The organism is Pantoea sp. PNT03 (assembly GCF_014852515.1).
GTDB lineage: Bacteria > Pseudomonadota > Gammaproteobacteria > Enterobacterales > Enterobacteriaceae > Pantoea > Pantoea leporis.
Genome location: NZ_JACVBT010000007.1, coordinates 147,847 through 164,363, shown reverse-complemented (window position 1 = coordinate 164,363; position 16,517 = coordinate 147,847). Strand labels below are relative to the sequence as shown.

Sequence of the window (16,517 nt, the reverse complement as noted above, 5' to 3'; positions counted from 1 at the left end):
TTACATCTTAATTATTGGCTGTGGTGGAACCGACAGCAGCTCTGCGCTTTAAACGGGGCCGCATGTTTGCGGCCCCACATCTCATTACTGGCTTTCTTTCTTCACCTGGCTAAGCGGTTTTACCCACGGATTGGCCGCACGCACTTCCGCTGGCAGCGATGCCACGGCGCGTTTCGCATCGGCTGGCGTGGCGTAAGCGCCGCTCACCAACACATACCAAGGTTCGCCGTTACGCGTGGTTTTATACACGTGATAACCGCTCAGGTTCTGTTTTCTCGCCCAGGCGTTCAGGCTCTCTTCTTTCGACGCACCGCTCAACTGCAGCGTGTAGTTTCCGCCCGACGGCAACGATTTGCTGGCACCGCTCGCACTGGCAGGCGCGGGATTACGCGTCGCGGTGGTGCGGGTGTTGTTCTCTTTCACAGCTGCTGGTTTAGTGGCGGTCGGTGTTTTATGCGGCGTCGACGCGTGCGTCTCGCGTGTACCGTTGTTGCTGGTGCGCGCGGGGGTTTCTGAACGCATGGCTGGCGGCGTGATCGCTTTACCGTTGCCGCTGACTGTGGCCGGCGCGGTTGGCAGCGAGCTATTACCCTGCGCGCCTTGTGCTGCGGCATCGACAGAACCTTGCTGATTGTTCAGCGCACTATTGAGATCGCCCGGCAGCGTGACACGTTGTTGGTTAGCTGGCGTATCCACAGGCGCAGCTTGCGTCGGCGTCGAGGAGACCGATGGCATCGAGATGGATTGACCATCGCTGCCCGCTGGTGCAGTTGTGCCCGCGGTGTTTTGCGCTACGCTGCCTTCAGCAGAAGGCGTGGCGTTTTGCTGGCCGCTCATGGACGTCGATCCCGAAAGGTCGATGTTCTTTTCGCTGCCACCGGCAGAAGGTGCCGCGCCATTATTTGCGGTATTGGTTGCGGGTTTCTTCTCGTCTGGGCCGGTTAATGCTGAACCAATCCCCAGCACCACCAACAGCAGAACCAAAATACCAATGCCCATCATCATATGTTGACGGGAAACCGGTACTTTCACTTTCGGCGCAGAAGACGATTTGCGTGGCCGCGTCGGACGGCGGTCACTGGCGTCAGGTTTTAACTCGTCTTCCGGTTTGAACTCATCCATTTAGCCTCCTCCGTAAAACGACGCGCTTCCCACACGCCGCATCACCACTCATCACTTCTAATAATCAGGGTTTCTGGCAATCGTTAATTGCTGCCAGCACCATATCATGAGCCACACCGCCACGCACTTCAGAGCGGCCAATAGCGAGAGGCAGCACCAGACGCAGCTCGCCCGCCAGCACTTTCTTATCGCGCATCATGTGTGGCAAATAATCTTCCGCCGCCATGCTCGCCGGGCCATGTACAGGCAAACCAGCACGCAGCAGCAGCGCGATAATGCGATCGGTTTCAACCGAGGTGAACTGCCCTAAACGTTCAGCGGTACGTGCGGCCATCACCATGCCAGCCGACACCGCTTCGCCGTGCAGCCAGTTGCCGTAGCCCATGTGCGCTTCAATCGCATGACCAAAAGTATGGCCCAGATTGAGCAGTGCACGTACGCCGGTTTCGCGCTCATCAGCCGCAACCACTTCTGCTTTTAGCTCGCAGCAGCGACGGATGCAGTAAGCCAGGGCTTTTTCATCCAGCGCCAGCAGAGCATCAAGATTTTGCTCTAGCCACTGGAAGAATTCGCCATCAAGGATAATGCCGTATTTGATCACTTCCGCCAGACCGGACGCTAGTTCGCGCGGTGGCAGAGTGGTCAGGCAATGGGTATCCACTACGACAGACGCGGGCTGATAAAACGCCCCAATCATGTTTTTGCCGAGTGGATGGTTTACCGCGGTTTTTCCACCGACGGAGGAGTCAACCTGAGACAACAACGTGGTCGGCACCTGAATAAAGCGCACGCCACGCTGATAGCTGGCTGCAGCAAATCCGGTTAAGTCACCAATCACGCCACCACCGAGTGCAATCAACGTGGTATCACGACCGTGCGGCTTTTTCAGCAGCGCGGTGAACACCTCGTCCATGACCGCCAGGGTTTTGTACTGCTCACCATCAGGCAAAATGACCTGATCTACCTTAATGCCGGCATTGCTGAGCAGCGCTGACAGGGGTTCAAGATAGATCGGCGCCAGGGTCTGGTTTGTCACCAGCATGGCATTGTCGCCTGCTTTGAGCGGCCAAAAAGAAGCCGGATCGTTAAACAGTCCGGCAGCGATGGTGATGGGGTAACTGCGATCCCCGAGTGAGACAGTGATCTTCTCCATGATGACCGATACCTATTGCTGAGCCCTCAGGGCGCTGGATTAGTTCTTTTCCAGCATGTTGATGATCTGATTGGCCACCACTTTTGCACTCTGATCGTCAGTGCGAATAGTGACATCAGCGATCTCTTCATAAAGCGGATTACGTTCACCAGCTAGCGCTTCCAGTACTTCGCGCGGCGGTGATTCAACCTGCAACAGCGGACGCTTTTTATCACGCTGGGTTCGTGCAAGTTGCTTTTCGATGGTGGTTTCAAGGTATACGACCACACCGCGGGCGGAGAGACGATTACGGGTCTCGCGGGATTTGACTGAGCCGCCACCGGTCGCGAGGACAATGCCTTGCTTCTCGGTCAGCTCATTAATGATCTTTTCTTCACGATCGCGGAAGCCTTCTTCGCCTTCCACATCAAATACCCAGCCTACATCCGCTCCGGTGCGTCGCTCAATTTCCTGATCGGAATCGAAAAATTCCATATTGAGTTGCTGAGCCAACTGACGACCAATAGTGCTTTTGCCGGCACCCATCGGCCCAACCAGAAAGATATTGCGTTTCTCTGCCATTTTATCGGTATTACTAAGAATTCGTTGATGATACCCCGCGTTCAGCATAGCTGGCGGGACAGGAACTGAGACCTCATGAGCGTTAACAAGAGTCAGACGGAAAATTATCTCAACACTCATGGCCGTTTGGCAACCGAATAAATTGCCCCCGGCGACCTCTTAACAGGACCGGTCTGTGGTTCGCGAGACGGTAACGCACCTCCGCTGATCCGCTATATTTCGTGCTACAGGCACGCTGGCCGGGGTCATCCACTGTCATCGCTTACCGATGTAAGCACAGTGCATTCACTCATTTAACGTCTTACTGGAGCTCGAATTATTTTGGCGATATTTCTTTTGACGTCAGTATCGCTTGTGACCAACGTCATTCGGAAGGTTATTCTGCCGCGTTCCGTTACACCATTTTGAAAATCGCTAAACCTTGTAAGCTAATTCCAGCCCTGCGTCAACGCAGTTGGCCTCACAGAACGAATTTTCCGCTTTATCCGGCAGTAAGCGCTGCTTCCCTGACCAGTCTGGGAGTAATAAAGATCACCAGCTCCTTTTTCTTCTGCTCATCAGTTTGCTGACGGAACAAATTCCCTAATAAAGGCATATCGCCCAGCCAGGGCACGCGTTTTTCGCTCTGCGTACGCTGCTGCTGGAAAATGCCGCCCAGCGCTAAGGTTTCGCCATCGTGCAGCGTCACCTGAGTCTCGATCTCCTGCTTATCAATACTCAGCACCTGGTTGTCGCCAATGTTTACACTGCGCCCTGGCAAGTTCTGGCTCAGCCGCAGTTTGAGCTGAATGCGGCCATTTCCCAGCACCACCGGCGTCACTTCCATGCCTAAAACCGCTTCCTTAAATTCAATGGCGGTGGCACCGCTGTTGCCCGATTTCACCTCATAAGGAATTTCCGTGCCCTGTTTGATGCTGGCGGTTTGCTGATGCGAGGTAAACAAGCGCGGACTGGCGATGATTTCGATTTGGTTCTCCTGCTCCAGCGCACTCAGTTCCAGATTGAGCAATTCGCCGCTGACCTGGCCCAGCGTCACGCCCGCGCGAAACGCCGGATTACTCACCGCAAGAGGAATCTCGAGCAGCGGGTTGCGCAACGCCTGCGTTACCACTTCTGCCGGTGACGTGCCCCAGTTAACACCTAACTCGCGCAGATGCTCTTCATTGATGGTGACGATATGTGCCGCGAGCTCAACCTGCTCGAGCGGCAAATCCAGCGCTTTTAACCAGCGCTCGGTGTCACGCAATGCCTCAGCCGTATCGCGCAGCAGTAAACTGTTGGTGCGGCTATCGACCGTGACGCTACCGCGCGGCGTCATCAACGAGCGTTCGGCTTGCAGGCTGCGGTAAATATCGCTGGCGCTGGCGTAATGCAGCGTCACGGTTTGTTGTTCCAGCGGCGTTTGCTGCTTCTCCTCCTCACGCTCCACCTTTTCCTGTTGCGCCTGCTGCTGCTGCCAGCTTTCCGGATAGACCAGCAAAACGCCCTCTTCCTGCACCACGGTGAGTTTTGCCAGCTGCGTCACCAGCGCGAGCGCGCGATCCCAGCCGACATTGTCTAATCGCAGCGACAGCCGACCTTCAACGCCCGGCGCAATCAGCAGGTTGGTCTGCTGATAATCTGCCAGCGCCTGCAAAATGCGTTCAACCGGCGCATCATCAAACGTCAGACTTAATCGGTCGTCGTTAGCGCGCAGCGGCATGCTCAGACACAGCAGCATCAGTAACGTCATCCATTTCATAAAAACCTCCTTTTATTACCCATGTGATTTGCTGTGGCGTGCAGCTTTGTGCTGCGCTCAACACCAGCATGCGCGACGTAAGCTGCACGACTTGCCAGGGCGGCTGGGGAAAAGGCGCTTGATTATCCACCCGATGGCTTTTGCCTTGAGGTGACACCAGCCACGCCACGTAGTGCGGCGCCGTGCCAATAATGCCCTGCAAGCGCCAGCCTTCTGGCGCAGCAACCTGCGTCTGACACAGCGTTGCTGCCAGCGGCTGGAAAGGATCGCGCGCCAGCGCCAGCGAGCTACAAAGCCACAACAGCAAGGCGCTACTCCGCATCGTCACTCTCCAGCCACAGTTGCGTGTTCAATACTCCTTGCTCGGCTTGCAGCTGAAAGCGTTGTGGCACCGGTAATCGGGTGCTAGCTAGTTCACTAAACAGCGGCAGAAATTGCGGCCAGGCAAGCCTTAACTGCAGCTGCTGCGGTTGGCTATCTGGATGCCAGGCTTCCAGCTGATTGCCGCGCGCTGCCACGATTCGCTCCAGCGTTTGCTGAGTGCCGGCATCCTTCGTGGGTTGCTGCAGCAGGCTAATTTCGCTCTGCAACACATCAATCGCCGGAAGTGAAGCCAGCTGTTGCAACCGCTGTTGCTGCTGTTGACGCATCTGTTCCAGCTGCCGCGCTTGCGCTTCACGCATCTGCTGCTGCGGACGAAGCAGCACGATCCACGTCAGCGCAAACAGCCCCAGCGATAATGTCAAAAGTCCCAGCATGCGCAGCGGCAGCGTGAGCATCAGCCAGCGCTGCAGGAGTTCATTCATCGGCTACCTCCTGCACGCGCGCATGCAAAGCAAAACGATAGTCGCCACCCGCTTCGCGCTTCACAGCGCCCTGCTTTACGCTGCTGAACAGCGGCTGAGTCATGAGCTGATGACGAAAATCACTGACCGCCGCCATGCTCTGCGCTTGCCCTTCCAGCACCAGTTGCCCTTGCCGACGTTCGAGGCGATTGAGCCACAAGGTGTCAGGCATTAACTCCGGTAGTTGCTGCCAAAAATGCTGCCAGCGCTGATGCTGATCTTGCCGTTGCAGCTGTGCCAGCTGCGCCTGAAGAAGTGATTCACGCAGCTTCAACAGCGATTGCTGCTGTTCCAGCTGTAGCTGCAGCGCGCTGAGGAGAGAAGTAATATCCATCAGCGCATCCGTTTGTTGCTGCCGTGCAATGACGCCGCGCCACCACAGTAATGAGAGGATCAGCAAGGTGCAGGCCAGCGTGAGCGACAGCAGCGAGAGACTCTGCTGGCGCCGCCGCTGCGATTGCTGGAGGCGCCAGGGAAGCAGGTTGACCGCCAGCATCAGACATCCTCCGGCCGCAGCGCCAGCCCAAGCGCGATGGCAAAAATACCTTCCTGTGCAGGCAACGGCGGTTGCAGATAGTGCAGCAGCGAAAACGGCTTGAAGCGTTTAACCTGCTCCTCAGGCAAAACCTGAGTTGAGGTGCAGAATACGCTTTCCATCTGCGGGAAGGTTTCGCGCAGCTGCGCGAGGGTGAGCGGTTCGGTGGCTGCGCCTGAAGTGGTGCTTTCCCCCACCAGCGTCCATAGCCAATGATCGCTAAGTGGATGAATCAATAAGTGGTTGTGGCGTAACGGCAGGCGCATGGCGATCTGCGTCAGCGCCAGGCTACTCAGTTCGAATACGTCCGGTCGCAGACCTGCCTGCTTGAGCGGCGTCAGCCATTGCGTAATCACCTCGCGCCGTGCCGCGGTAACGTAAAGCGGTGCATCCTTGCCCGGTGAGCGATAATCCAGCGACAGCGAAGCGGGTTCGACAGGAAACAGACGCTGCGCAGAAGCCGCCACATAGCGCCCCAGCGCGGGTTCACGCAGCGAGGTTTCCGGCAGCGGTAAAGTGCGTTGCAATACCAATTGCGGCGGCAGGCCAACGCGCAGTGAATAGCGCTTCGGCAGATGGCGCTGCCAGCGCCCTAACATATCCAGTAACGCAGGCGTGGTTTGCAGCACGCCGTTTCTTAACGTATCTTGCGGCAGCGTTTGTTGCCACCAGTGTCGCAACTGCCAACCATGACGTCGGCGTTCGATGCCAAGGGCACACAGTTGTCCGTTTTGGATATCCAGTCCAATTTGCCAGCGCTGAAAAGCCATACGCGCGATCTCCTTATCATTAAAAGGTCAGAGTGCTGATACCCCGGCAACTTCAAGCCTGACAGGTATATGAATGCGTCAGGCTTGTCTTTATACTACCGCGCGGTTGCTTATAAACTGCTCAAACGACAACAGATGGGAATTCTCAGGTGAAGTTCGTAAAGTATTTATTGATCCTTGCAGTGTGTTGCATTTTGCTGGGAGCCGGCACGGTTTATGGTTTGTACAAATACATAGAGCCGCAGCTGCCTGATGTGAACACATTGAAAGATGTGCGCCTGCAAACTCCTATGCAGGTTTACAGCGCGGATGGCGATCTGATCGCCCAGTACGGCGAGAAGCGCCGTGTCCCGCTGACCCTACAACAGATGCCGCCTGAGTTAATCAAAGCGTTTATTGCCACCGAAGATAGCCGTTTCTACGAGCATCACGGTGTCGATCCGGTGGGGATTTTCCGTGCAGCCAGCATTGCGCTGATGTCCGGTCACGCCTCGCAGGGCGCCAGCACCATTACTCAACAGCTGGCGCGTAACTTCTTCCTCAGCCCGGAACGCACCTTGATGCGTAAGATTAAGGAAGCGTTCCTCGCGATCCGTATCGAACAGTTGCTGAGCAAAGATGAAATCCTTGAGCTCTATCTCAACAAGATTTATCTCGGCTATCGCGCGTACGGCGTGGGCGCGGCGGCGCAGGTCTACTTTGGTAAACCTATTGATCAACTGTCGCTGAGTGAAATGGCGATGATTGCTGGGTTGCCAAAAGCACCTTCGACGTTCAACCCGCTCTATTCTCATACGCGTGCGCTGGCGCGTCGTAATGTGGTGCTGGCGCGTATGCTGGATCAAAACTACATCACGCAGCAGCAATATAACGAAGCGCGTAACTCGCCGCTGACGGCCAGCTATCACGGCCCGGAAATCGCCTTCTCTGCACCTTACTTAAGTGAAATGGTGCGTCAGGAGATGGTGAAGCGTTATGGCGATAAAGCCTATGAAGATGGTTACAAGGTTTACACCACCGTCACCCGCCATCTGCAGGAAGCCGCGCAGCAGGCGGTGCGTAATAATGTGATGGCGTATGACATGCGCCACGGCTATCGCGGTCCAACCAATGTGCTGTGGAAAGTGGGCGAAGCGAGCTGGGATCAAACCCGCATCCAGAATGCGCTGAAAAATCTGCCAACTTACGGACCGCTGAATGCTGCGGTGATCACCAGCGCCAGCGCCGATCACGCCACGGCGATGCTGAAAGATGGCAGCAGCGTTACGCTGAATATGGCCGGTGTACGCTGGGCGCGCGCTTACAAATCTGACACGCTGCAAGGCCCAACGCCGCGCAGCGTGACGCAGGTGCTGCAGACCGGCCAGCAGATTTGGGTGCGTAAAGTGAATGACGACTGGTGGCTCGGCCAGGTTCCGGCGGTGAACTCGGCGCTGGTGTCACTCAATCCAGAAGATGGTGCGGTTCGCGCGCTGGTCGGCGGTTTCGACTTCAACCAGAGCATGTTCAACCGCGCAACCCAAGCGCTGCGTCAGGTGGGTTCCAACATCAAACCTTTCCTGTATACCGCAGCAATGGATCGCGGTTTAACGCTGGCATCGATTCTCAATGACGTGCCGATTTCGCGCTGGGATGCCGGTGCGGGTGCTGACTGGCGTCCGAAGAACTCACCGCCAACGTATGCAGGTCCAATCCGTTTGCGTCAGGGGTTAGGCGAGTCGAAAAACGTGGTGATGGTACGTGCGATGCGTGCGATGGGCGTTGATTACGCGGCGGAATATCTGCAGCGTTTCGGCTTCCCGGCGCAGAACATCGTGCATACCGAATCGTTAGCCTTAGGCGCGGCGTCCTTTACCCCAATGCAGGTGGTACGCGGCTACGCGGTGATGGCGAACGGCGGCTTCCTGGTTGATCCGTACTTCATCGCGAAGATTGAGAATGAACAAGGCGGCGTGATCTTCGAAGAGAAACCGAAGATTGCCTGTCCGCAGTGCAACCTGCCGGTGATCTATGGCGATACCAAAAAGTCGGTCGCGTTGAATGAAGAGAGCGTCGAGAATGTCGCGACCTCCGATCAATCGCAGAACCAAACCGTGCCGCAACCGGAGCTGGAGCAAGTGCCTGCACAGCCGGGTGGCGAGCAGCAGTATGCTCCGCACGTGATCAACACGCCGCTGTCATTCCTGATCAAGAGCGCGCTGAACACCAACATCTTCGGCGAGCCGGGCTGGATGGGAACGGGCTGGCGTGCCGGTCGTGACCTGAAGCGTAACGATATCGGCGGCAAAACCGGTACCACCAACAGCTCGAAAGATGCGTGGTTCTCTGGTTATGGTCCGGGCGTGGTGACGTCGGTGTGGATTGGTTTCGATGATTCGCGCGCGTTGGGTCGCTCCACCATGTCAGGTGCGATACCGGATCAAATCTCCGGTTACGAAGGCGGCGCGAAGAGTGCACAGCCAGCGTGGGATGACTATATGAAATCCGCGCTGGAAGGCGTGCCGGTACAGCCGCTAACACCGCCAGATGGCGTGGTCACCGTTAACATCGATCGCGGCACCGGCAAGTTGGCTAACGGCGGTAACTCGCGTCAGGAGTACTTCATCAACGGCACCCAGCCAACCGAGTATTCGGTGCATGATGTCGGCACCACCCTCATGGACAACGGCGAAAGCCACGAACTGTTCTGATCAAAAAAGCCGGCAAATGCGCCGGCTTTCTTTTTTTAATGATGATGCAATTTAGTAGCTTAAACGGCCCTGCTTCACCAGCCACTCACGCACCATAAACAGCGCGCTGACGTTACGCGCTTCGCGGAAGTCGGGTTCATCCAGCAGCGCCAGCAGATTATTTAGCGGCCAGCGATGGACAATTAGCGGCTCCGGCTCATCACCTTCCAGCTTCTCTTCGTACAAACCTTCCGCCACCACGATGTTCATCTTGCTGGAGAAATATGAGGGCGCCATGGTCAGCTTGCCCAGCGCTTCCAGTTTGGTGGCACCAAATCCCGCTTCTTCTTTCAGTTCACGATCGGCGGCTTCAAAGGCGCTTTCGCCAGGATCGATTAGCCCTTTAGGAAAGCCCAGTTCATAGCTTTCCAGACCGACGGCGTACTCCTGGATCAGGATCACGTCATCGCCAATAATCGGCACAATCATCACCGCTTCACGGTCGGAAGGTTTCATCCGCTCATAGACGCGTCGCGCGCCATTGCTGAAAGCGAGATCGACCGCTTCGATGGTGAACAGGCGGGAGCGGGCCACCGCTGCCACATTGAGGATGTCAGGTTTTTTCATTGGGGTTTTCATATCAGCCTCAAACTTAGCACAACCCTGTGAAACGTGATGACGCCAGCATACCGAAGCCAGAACTATTGTGCGACACGCAGCGTAAGTAAACTATGGTGACACACATTCACTTATGGCTGCTAACAACTTCTTGTTATCTATGCAGTTAAAAATTCACAATAAGTCAACGGTGTTGGGTTAAATTCAGAAAATACCGATATTTAGTTGAGTCATGTCTGGTTAACATCCCGTTAAGGAATGATCTAACAAACTATAATTAAATGATTTTGCGCGTTATTTTATCTGACTTTTCCCTTGTCAGAATGACATCTGCTCGCCAAAATTGACTTGTATTGATGGATTCACCGGGAGTAATTCGTTAACGTGAAGGCAGTTTTTTGGCTGGATTGAGCAAAGCATGAGCACTTATATTGTCATTCTGGCTGTCATGCTCGCCTGTTCCTTATTAGCAGGTATTGGCTATTGGTTCGCTATGCGGCATCGTCCGCCGTTGGCGAAACCACTGCCGTTTATCAGTCCGCCTAATCGCAAGCTCACCGACGAAGAACGCGCTGCCGTTGAAAAGTACATCGCGCTACTGGTGAAACAGCAGCAACACAGCAGCGCGCGATCCGCAAAGAAGCCGCGCGAACCTCAAGCGCTGACGCTCACCGCGCAAAGCAACAATGTTTATCCTGTCACCCGCTCCATCACCCGCTATGGCCTCTCCACCGACGATCCGCAGAAGTGGCGCTACTATCTCGATGAAGTCGAAGTGCATCTTCCGCCGCTTTGGGAACAGTACATAGCCGAAGAGAACCACGTAGAGCTGATCCGCACGCAAACGCTGCCGCTGGTGATTTCGCTTAACGGACATTCGCTGGTGAATTACGCGGTGGAACAACCGGCGCTGCCGCCACTGGTGCGGCCGATGTCCACTAACGCGTCAATTCGTAAAGAAGAGAGCGAGAATGTTGAGCTGCTGCAGGTACGCAAAGAGACCTCAGAAGAGTATCAGCTGTCTCGCGCCGACGGCACGCGTGAAGCGGTCGCCATCTGTTTCGCTTTCCTGCTGTTCTTCCTGAGTCTGGTGCTGCCCGGCAGCCTGATGGGCTGGATTGCGCTGCTCGGCTGCCTGATGATCGCCGTTAGCCTGTGGTTCCTCTATCGCTTCCCTGGCGCCAAAGGTTTGCGCGATGTGCATTGCCTGCGCGGTGCGCCCAAGCGCTGGGGCCTGTTTGGTGAATCCAATCAGGAGCAGAGCAACATCTCGCTGGGCATTATTGATTTAATCTATCCCGCGCACTGGCAGCCGTATGTAGCGCACGATTTAGGCCAAACCACCGACGTCGATATGTACCTCAATCGTCAGGTAGTGCGTCAGGGTCGCTTCCTGTCGCTGCAGGACGAAGTGCGTAACTTCCCGGTGCAGCGCTGGCGTAAAAATCTGGTGCTGGCGTGCGGCTCGCTGCTGGTGCTGGTCATGCTATTCACCTGGATTCCTCTCAGTATGCCGATCAAACTCAGCCTTGCGTGGGTGAAAGGCACCGAGAGCATTGAAGTGAATAGCGTGGATAAGCTGAATGCGCTGCCGCTGCACATCGGCGACATTTTGAAAGTGGGTGGCACCGGCATGTGTTCGGTACCGGGCAATTATCAAAGCAATCGCAGCTACGCCTACATGCCGTTCGACTGCTCGGCGATTTACTGGAATAACGCCGCGCCGCTGCCACAGCCGCAATCGGAGATCATCGATAAAGCCTCGGCGCTGCTCGATACCACCACGCGCCAGCTGCATCCGGAAACCAATACCGATCCCAAACTCAACCCGCAGCTCGCCTCGGCGATTCAGAAATCGGGCATGATTCTGCTGGATGACTTCTCGGATTTGGTGCTGAAAACCCAGGATCTGTGCAGCCAGCAGCAGGATTGCGTACGCCTGAAAAATGCGCTGGTGAATCTCGGCAACGCCAAAGATTGGGATTCACTGATTCACCGTGCGGATTCTGGCAAGCTGAATGGCATGAACGTGCTGCTGCGTCCGGTGAGTGCCGAAGCGCTGGAAAATCTGGTGAACACCGCCACCTCCAGCTTCTTCGCGCGTGAAACGCGTCGTGCGGCTGAAAACCTTAATAGTCCACCGCCGGGTGGCTTCCTGATTGTCAGTGATGAAGGTCGTCAGATGGTGATGCAGCCGCAGCCGTCGGTACCGCTGTTCGATCTTGATGCACCTTCGCAATGGCGCGAACTGCAACGCATGTCCGGCATGCTGCTGCATACGCCATTCGCCGCCAGCGGCATCATCACCAGTATTACCACCGATGCCAACGGCACACGCCATATCGCGCTGCATAACGAGCCGGATGCCATGGCGCAATGGCGCTATTTGGGTACTACGCTGTTGATGCTGGTGCTGATTGCCAGCGCGGTGATCAACGGCTTGCTGGCGCTGCGTCGTATTCATCGCAATCGCCTGCGCATGGCGGAAATTCAGCAGTATTACGATAAGTGCTTCAACCACAATCTGAACACTATGCAGAGCGTGCGCTCGCTGTTCTGAGCCCTCTCCTTCTGTGCTACCCTGTCGCCCACTTTTTTGCGGCGAGAAAGACAATGCAGGTTACGTTTAACTGGTCAGAGATTGATACCGTGCTGCTGGATATGGACGGCACCTTGCTCGATCTCGCCTTTGATCGCCACTTCTGGCTGGAACACGTTCCGGAAACCCTAAGCCGCGAACGAGCCATCACGCTGGGCGAAGCGCATCAGCTGATTGAGCAGAAATACCAGGCCGTGGTGCATACGCTAAACTGGTATTGTCTCGATTACTGGTCGCAGGAACTGGCGCTGGATATTCACGCCATGACGTGGGAGAAGCGCCACCGCGCGGCAATGCGTGAAGATACGCTGCCACTATTGCAGGCGCTGCGTGCCGCAGGTAAACGTACGATTCTGTTGACCAATGCGCATCCTTACAATCTGGATGTGAAACTGGAGCAGACCGGATTAGCTGCCCACCTTGATTTATTACTTTCCACCCATACCTTTGGATATCCGAAAGAGGATCCGCGTCTCTGGCAAGCCGTTCAGCAACACACTGCGTTTGACAGCGCGCGCACGCTATTCATTGATGACAGCGAAGCGATTCTGGATGCAGCAACACGCTGGGGCATCCGCTGGTGCTTAGGCGTCAGCAATCCGGATTCCGGTCGGCCCGATCAATCTTTCCAGCGTCATCCGGCGGTACGCGATTATCGCCAGTTGTGTGAGACGCTGCGTTAAAGCAGGAGCCGCAATACCATGAAAGAGAAAGTGAGCGAAGGCGTGCGCCTCGACAAATGGCTGTGGGCCGCACGCTTCTACAAAACGCGTGCGCTGGCACGCGAAATGGTCGAAGGCGGCAAAGTGCATTACAACGGTCAGCGCAGCAAGCCGAGCAAAATGGTGGAGCTAAATGCTGAATTGACGCTGCGTCAGGGCAACGATGAGCGCACCGTGGTGATCACCGCCGTGACCGATCAGCGTCGTCCGGCCAGCGAAGCCCAGGCGCTGTATGCCGAAACCGCCGCCAGCATCGACAAGCGCGAGAAAACCGCGCTGGCACGCAAGATGAATGCCTTAACCATGCCGCACCCCGATCGCCGCCCGGATAAGAAAGAGCGCCGCGATCTGATGAAATTTAAATTGTCGGGTGATAAATAACGCGCCCCCAACGAGAGAAACACTATGTCTGCAAACGATCAACTGCACCGTTACCTGTTCGAAAATGTCGCCGTGCGCGGCGAGCTGGTCAATGTGAGCGAAACCTGGCGTGAAATCGTCGAAAATCACAACTACGTTGAGCCGGTAAAAACCTTGCTGGGCGAGCTGCTGGTAGCCACCAGCCTGCTAACGGCAACGCTGAAGTTTGACGGTGATATCACGGTGCAGTTACAGGGCGACGGTCCGCTGACGCTGGCGGTGATCAACGGTAACAACCGTCAGGAGTTGCGTGGCGTGGCGCGCGTGCAAGAAGACGCGGAGATCGCACCCGGCAGCAGCCTGAAAGAGATGGTCGGTAACGGCTATCTGGTGATCACCATTTCGCCAGAGAAAGGCGAGCGCTATCAGGGCGTGGTTGGCCTGGAAGCGGATACGCTGGCGGGTTGTCTGGAAGATTACTTCATGCGTTCTGAGCAGTTGCCAACGCGCCTGTTTATCCGCACCAGCGACAAAGGCGCAGCCGGCATTCTGCTGCAGGTGCTGCCAGCGCAAGAGCCGAGCCTGGATGATTTCAATCACCTCGCCACGCTGACCGAAACCGTGAAGAGCGAAGAGCTGATTGAGCTGCCCGCCACCGACGTGCTGTGGCGCCTGTATCATCAGGAAGAAGCCACCGTGTTCGATCCGTCGCCAGTCAGCTTCAAGTGCACCTGTTCACGCGAGCGCTGCGGTGAAGTGCTGAGCACGCTGCCGGTTGAGGAAGTGGACGAAATCCTCGCAGAGGATGGCGAAATCGATATGAATTGCGACTATTGCGGATCGCATTACGTGTTTGATGCGGTGGATATTGCCGCCATTCGTAACGCGCCAACCAACAACAGCGATCACGTGCATTAATTACCTGCCGGGCGGTTCATCCGCCCGCATTCCTGCTGAACGTATCCCTATCATTTATCACGGTTATTAGCTAAATAACGCTGACTTTAGTTTCATAAGTGGCAGATTTCTCTACTTGTCACGTTCCAGCTCGCATTTCTGACTATCTTCTCTTTTCCGCCGTGCTCAGAAGAGTACACTGCGCGCGATCTGCCCTGCGTGGCTATGCAGGCAGGCGGCAGAATCACCCCATAAAAAATATGCAGTAACAGATACCGATTAAAGGAGCAGTCACATGCGCGTTAACGGCCTGACATCGCAAGACCTCGCCTCTATGGGCATCAGTGGCACCACCGAAGTGGTGTACAACCCTGATTTCGACACCCTGTTTCAGGAAGAAACTCGCCCAGAGCTGGAAGGTTATGCGCGAGGCATTCTGACGCAGAGCGGTGCTATTGCCGTGGATACCGGCATCTTCACGGGTCGCTCGCCAAAAGATAAGTACATCGTTCGGGATGACACCACGCGCGACACGCTGTGGTGGAACGATGTCGGCAACGGTAAAAATGATAACCAGCCGCTGTCACAGGAAACCTGGCAGGCGTTGAAAGATCGCTGCACCCAGCAGCTTTCCGGCAAACGCCTGTTTGTGATCGATGCGTTCTGCGGTGCCAATCCTGACACGCGCCTCAGCGTGCGCTTCGTGATGGAAGTGGCCTGGCAGGCGCACTTCGTCAAAAACATGTTTATCCGCCCGAGCGAAGCCGAACTGGCTGACTTCAAACCGGATTTCGTGGTGATGAACGCCGCGCAGTGCACCAATCCAGACTGGCAGGCGCAAGGTCTGCACTCCGAGAACTTCGTCGCCTTCAACCTGACCGAGCGCATGCAGCTGATTGGCGGCACCTGGTACGGCGGCGAGATGAAGAAAGGGCTGTTCGCCATCATGAACTACCTGCTGCCGCTGAAAGGCATCGCTTCAATGCACTGTTCGGCTAATGTCGGCAAAGCGGGCGATGTGGCGGTGTTCTTCGGCCTGTCCGGCACCGGTAAAACCACGTTGTCCACCGATCCGGATCGCCAGCTGATTGGCGATGACGAACACGGCTGGGATGACGACGGCGTGTTCAATTTTGAAGGCGGCTGCTACGCCAAAACCATCAATCTGTCTGAGCAGGCGGAGCCGGAGATCTACCGTGCGATTCGCCGCAATGCGCTGCTGGAAAATGTGGTGGTTCGCGCCGATGGCAGCGTGGATTACGCCGACGGCAGCAAGACCGAGAACACCCGCGTCTCTTATCCGATCGAGCATATCGAGAACATCGTGCAGCCGGTGTCGAAAGCGGGCCATGCGAAGCGGGTGATTTTCCTGACCGCCGATGCCTTTGGCGTGCTGCCGCCGGTTTCACGCTTGACGCCGGAACAGACGCAATACCATTTCCTGTCTGGCTTCACCGCCAAACTGGCCGGTACCGAGCGCGGCGTCACGCAGCCAACGCCCACCTTCTCTGCCTGCTTTGGCGCGGCGTTCCTGACGCTGCACCCAACGCAATATTCCGACGTGCTGGTGAAGCGCATGGAAGCGGCAGGTGCGCAGGCGTATCTGGTGAATACCGGCTGGAACGGCAGCGGCAAGCGCATTTCGTTGAAAGACACGCGCGCCATCATCAATGCGATTCTGGCTGGGGAGCTGGATGAGGTTGAGACTGACACCTTGCCGGTGTTCAACCTGCAGATGCCTAAAGTTCTGCCGCAGGTGGATAGCGCGATTCTCGATCCGCGCCGCAGCTGGCCGACAGAAGCGGCCTGGCAGCAAGCCGCGCAGGATCTGGCGCAGCGCTTTATTACTAACTTTGAGAAATATACCGATAACGATGCGGGTAAAGCGCTAGTGCAGGCGGGTCCGCAGTTGTGATGTGAAAACC

General features: G+C 56.1%; 15 protein-coding genes. 6 read left to right on the top strand and 9 right to left on the bottom strand.

The features are described 5' to 3' along the window. Window positions 1-84: 84 nt before the first annotated feature. From IB226_RS21775 to pilM, 8 genes are all read right to left on the bottom strand, one after another. Window positions 85-1,122 carry an SPOR domain-containing protein gene (locus IB226_RS21775; protein WP_192236982.1) on the bottom strand — a complete coding sequence of 346 codons (1,038 nt, stop codon included), beginning with the start codon at window positions 1,120-1,122 and terminating at the stop codon, window positions 85-87. Window positions 1,123-1,186: 64 nt separating this feature from the next. Beyond that, window positions 1,187-2,275 (bottom strand): 3-dehydroquinate synthase, encoded by a 1,089-nt coding sequence (aroB, locus tag IB226_RS21770; protein ID WP_192236981.1) that lies wholly within the window; start codon window positions 2,273-2,275, stop codon window positions 1,187-1,189. 39 nt (window positions 2,276-2,314) lie between these two features. Further along, window positions 2,315-2,836 (bottom strand): shikimate kinase AroK, encoded by a 522-nt coding sequence (gene aroK, locus IB226_RS21765; protein WP_008107887.1) that lies wholly within the window; start codon window positions 2,834-2,836, stop codon window positions 2,315-2,317. 481 nt (window positions 2,837-3,317) lie between these two features. Beyond that, window positions 3,318-4,577, bottom strand: a complete 1,260-nt coding sequence (gene hofQ, locus IB226_RS21760) for a DNA uptake porin HofQ (RefSeq protein ID WP_192236980.1) — start codon at window positions 4,575-4,577, stop codon at window positions 3,318-3,320. Continuing rightward, complete coding sequence (locus IB226_RS21755; protein WP_192236979.1) at window positions 4,522-4,899, bottom strand: HofP DNA utilization family protein; 378 nt, start codon at window positions 4,897-4,899, stop codon at window positions 4,522-4,524. The genes hofQ and IB226_RS21755 overlap by 56 nt, the downstream gene beginning before the upstream one ends. After that, window positions 4,889-5,383, bottom strand: a complete 495-nt coding sequence (locus IB226_RS21750) for a hypothetical protein (protein ID WP_137386660.1) — start codon at window positions 5,381-5,383, stop codon at window positions 4,889-4,891. Before IB226_RS21750 ends, IB226_RS21755 begins: the two co-directional genes overlap by 11 nt. Then, complete coding sequence (locus IB226_RS21745) at window positions 5,376-5,918, bottom strand: PilN domain-containing protein (protein WP_192236978.1); 543 nt, start codon at window positions 5,916-5,918, stop codon at window positions 5,376-5,378. The genes IB226_RS21750 and IB226_RS21745 overlap by 8 nt, the downstream gene beginning before the upstream one ends. Continuing rightward, the gene (gene pilM / locus IB226_RS21740) at window positions 5,918-6,727 is read right to left on the bottom strand and encodes a type IV pilus biogenesis protein PilM (protein WP_192236977.1); all 810 of its coding nucleotides are present in this window, start codon (window positions 6,725-6,727) and stop codon (window positions 5,918-5,920) included. The genes IB226_RS21745 and pilM overlap by 1 nt, the downstream gene beginning before the upstream one ends. 149 nt (window positions 6,728-6,876) lie before the next feature. Between pilM and mrcA the strand changes: the two genes are divergently transcribed. Next, window positions 6,877-9,417 (top strand): peptidoglycan glycosyltransferase/peptidoglycan DD-transpeptidase MrcA, encoded by a 2,541-nt coding sequence (mrcA, locus tag IB226_RS21735; RefSeq protein WP_110867624.1) that lies wholly within the window; start codon window positions 6,877-6,879, stop codon window positions 9,415-9,417. A 51-nt stretch (window positions 9,418-9,468) separates the two neighbouring features. Here mrcA and nudE read toward each other — a convergent pair whose 3' ends face one another. Further along, window positions 9,469-10,035, bottom strand: coding sequence for an ADP compounds hydrolase NudE (gene nudE, locus IB226_RS21730; protein WP_101762674.1), 567 nt, complete (start codon window positions 10,033-10,035; stop codon window positions 9,469-9,471). 397 nt (window positions 10,036-10,432) lie between these two features. On the opposite strand from nudE, the gene IB226_RS21725 reads away from it, so the two are divergent. From IB226_RS21725 to pckA, 5 genes are all read left to right on the top strand, one after another. Next, window positions 10,433-12,574 carry an intracellular growth attenuator family protein gene (locus IB226_RS21725; protein WP_137386663.1) on the top strand — a complete coding sequence of 714 codons (2,142 nt, stop codon included), beginning with the start codon at window positions 10,433-10,435 and terminating at the stop codon, window positions 12,572-12,574. Between the two features lie 53 nt (window positions 12,575-12,627). Then, entirely contained in the window at window positions 12,628-13,296 is a 669-nt protein-coding gene (yrfG, locus tag IB226_RS21720; RefSeq protein WP_192236976.1) for a GMP/IMP nucleotidase, read from the top strand. 18 nt (window positions 13,297-13,314) lie between these two features. Continuing rightward, on the top strand, window positions 13,315-13,716 hold the full coding sequence (hslR, locus tag IB226_RS21715) for a ribosome-associated heat shock protein Hsp15 (RefSeq protein WP_192236975.1): 402 nt from the start codon (window positions 13,315-13,317) through the stop codon (window positions 13,714-13,716). A gap of 24 nt (window positions 13,717-13,740) precedes the next feature. Beyond that, entirely contained in the window at window positions 13,741-14,613 is an 873-nt protein-coding gene (gene hslO, locus IB226_RS21710; RefSeq protein ID WP_192236974.1) for an Hsp33 family molecular chaperone HslO, read from the top strand. 274 nt (window positions 14,614-14,887) lie between these two features. Continuing rightward, window positions 14,888-16,507: a phosphoenolpyruvate carboxykinase (ATP) gene (pckA, locus tag IB226_RS21705; protein ID WP_101762679.1), complete on the top strand. Its 1,620-nt coding sequence runs from the start codon at window positions 14,888-14,890 to the stop codon at window positions 16,505-16,507. The last annotated feature ends 10 nt before the right edge of the window (window positions 16,508-16,517 follow it).

Excerpts from the sequence above, each read along its gene's own strand:
- IB226_RS21775 (WP_192236982.1), bottom strand. The coding sequence starts at position 1,122 with ATGGATGAGTTCAAACCGGAAGACGAGTTAAAACCTGACGCCAGTGAC.
- aroB (WP_192236981.1), bottom strand. The coding sequence starts at position 2,275 with ATGGAGAAGATCACTGTCTCACTCGGGGATCGCAGTTACCCCATCACC.
- aroK (WP_008107887.1), bottom strand. The coding sequence starts at position 2,836 with ATGGCAGAGAAACGCAATATCTTTCTGGTTGGGCCGATGGGTGCCGGC.
- hofQ (WP_192236980.1), bottom strand. The coding sequence starts at position 4,577 with ATGAAATGGATGACGTTACTGATGCTGCTGTGTCTGAGCATGCCGCTG.
- IB226_RS21755 (WP_192236979.1), bottom strand. The coding sequence starts at position 4,899 with ATGCGGAGTAGCGCCTTGCTGTTGTGGCTTTGTAGCTCGCTGGCGCTG.
- IB226_RS21750 (WP_137386660.1), bottom strand. The coding sequence starts at position 5,383 with ATGAATGAACTCCTGCAGCGCTGGCTGATGCTCACGCTGCCGCTGCGC.
- IB226_RS21745 (WP_192236978.1), bottom strand. The coding sequence starts at position 5,918 with ATGCTGGCGGTCAACCTGCTTCCCTGGCGCCTCCAGCAATCGCAGCGG.
- pilM (WP_192236977.1), bottom strand. The coding sequence starts at position 6,727 with ATGGCTTTTCAGCGCTGGCAAATTGGACTGGATATCCAAAACGGACAA.
- nudE (WP_101762674.1), bottom strand. The coding sequence starts at position 10,035 with ATGAAAACCCCAATGAAAAAACCTGACATCCTCAATGTGGCAGCGGTG.
- IB226_RS21725 (WP_137386663.1), top strand. The coding sequence starts at position 10,433 with ATGAGCACTTATATTGTCATTCTGGCTGTCATGCTCGCCTGTTCCTTA.
- yrfG (WP_192236976.1), top strand. The coding sequence starts at position 12,628 with ATGCAGGTTACGTTTAACTGGTCAGAGATTGATACCGTGCTGCTGGAT.
- hslR (WP_192236975.1), top strand. The coding sequence starts at position 13,315 with ATGAAAGAGAAAGTGAGCGAAGGCGTGCGCCTCGACAAATGGCTGTGG.
- hslO (WP_192236974.1), top strand. The coding sequence starts at position 13,741 with ATGTCTGCAAACGATCAACTGCACCGTTACCTGTTCGAAAATGTCGCC.
- pckA (WP_101762679.1), top strand. The coding sequence starts at position 14,888 with ATGCGCGTTAACGGCCTGACATCGCAAGACCTCGCCTCTATGGGCATC.